Origin of the sequence: Streptomyces durbertensis (genome assembly GCF_014156695.1) — a bacterium.
GTDB classification, from domain to species: Bacteria; Actinomycetota; Actinomycetes; order Streptomycetales; family Streptomycetaceae; genus Streptomyces; species Streptomyces durbertensis.
This window is the reverse complement of the sequence record NZ_WMLF01000765.1, coordinates 1-1318: the sequence shown is the minus strand read 5'-3', so window position 1 is coordinate 1318 and position 1318 is coordinate 1. Positions and strand designations below refer to the sequence as shown.

The following is a 1318-nucleotide window of genomic DNA, read 5'->3' as shown; positions in this document are numbered from 1 at the left end:
GATCCGGGGGGGGGTGGGGCTACCGCACCAGCTCCATGTGCTTGACGAGCGAGGAGAGCGCCGATGCCTGCGACGGCACCCCCTGCCGGACGAGTTCTGAGACCAGTGCCCGTGCCATCGGATCGGCGTACACGTAGTAGGGGGCCTCCTGGGCGGCTGCCCGCAGCGTCGTCACGGCGGCCGGCGCCCGTCCCATCGCCCGTAGCGCGCGGGCCTGGTCGATCGCGTAGTGCACGCGCCGCTCGCGGGACGGGATCTGGCCGATTCTCGCGTCGGGCACACGGTTCAGTCCCCGGTCCGGCGCCTGCACCTCGACTCCCACCTCGGCGGCGTGCACGGCCACCGTTCCCCTGCCGAACACGGTCTGCCGCTTGATGTCGTGCCACTCCGGCCCAAGGCGGTCGGCATCGGTCAGGGCCTCGTCGATCCGGCCCCACGCCGCGTCCGCCCGGTACTGCCTCGCCTCCGCGACAGCGGCCCGCAGCATCAACGCGCCGCGCAGGGAGAGCACTTCCCCGGCCGGCTCGCCTGCCGACGCCAGGGGTTCCAGGTCACGTAGCGCGGCGTCGGCGACGACCACCGCCTCCGGTAGCGAAGCCTGGTGCAGCAGCGCGCCGCACCGGTCCCACGCCACCGCCGCCTTGACCACGGGATCGCCGAGCTTGGTCGCGGCTCCGGCGGCCACCTCGGCCGCGACCCACGCCAGGTCCGGGTAGCCGAGCTGGTTCAGGCACATGCGGGCCGTGCGGGCCGTGTCCGCGAGCAGCCGCAGGGCGGCCTCACGCGCCGGGCCCTGGGCGACGAGCAGTTCGGTGTTCAGGTCCTCCACCAGGGGAGGCAGGAGCGCGGCCACACGCGGAAGGTCGGCGGCCTGCCGTGCCATGTTCGCCTTCGCGGCCCGGTCGGCCAGCGACCGGGTGTCGGAGGCCTGGGCCTGCGGCAGCAGGCCGGGGTGTCCGGAGAGGATGAGGCCGGCTCGTCGGAGGCCGGCGCGCACGGCGGGTACGTAGGAGTGCGCCATCGCGCCCGCGGCGCGGCGGAGCCGGTACGGCTGCCCGAGGAGCCACACCACGTCCACGTCGGTGACCTCGGCGATCGCCGTGATCAGCGAGTACCGGTCGAGCGCGAACCGGCCGGCCTCGACGTTCTGCACCCAGCTTTCCGTGCGCCCCAGAAAGCCGGCCAACTCCGCCTGTGTCATCCCGGCCGCGTTGCGTGCGATACGCACACGCGTGCCGATGTGCTCGTCAGCGCCGTCTTGCATGCTGGTCTCCATGGTCCTGACCTGACCTCGACACTCTGGACGGTACTCCTGGTG

Annotated in this window: 1 protein-coding gene; it reads right to left on the bottom strand. The window is 73.2% G+C overall.

The window, feature by feature from the left end; translation table 11 throughout:
• Positions 1-19 precede the first annotated feature (19 nt).
• Positions 20-1264, bottom strand: coding sequence for a helix-turn-helix domain-containing protein (locus GL263_RS26630; protein WP_182858293.1), 1245 nt, complete (start codon positions 1262-1264; stop codon positions 20-22).
• Between the last annotated feature and the right edge of the window lie 54 nt (positions 1265-1318).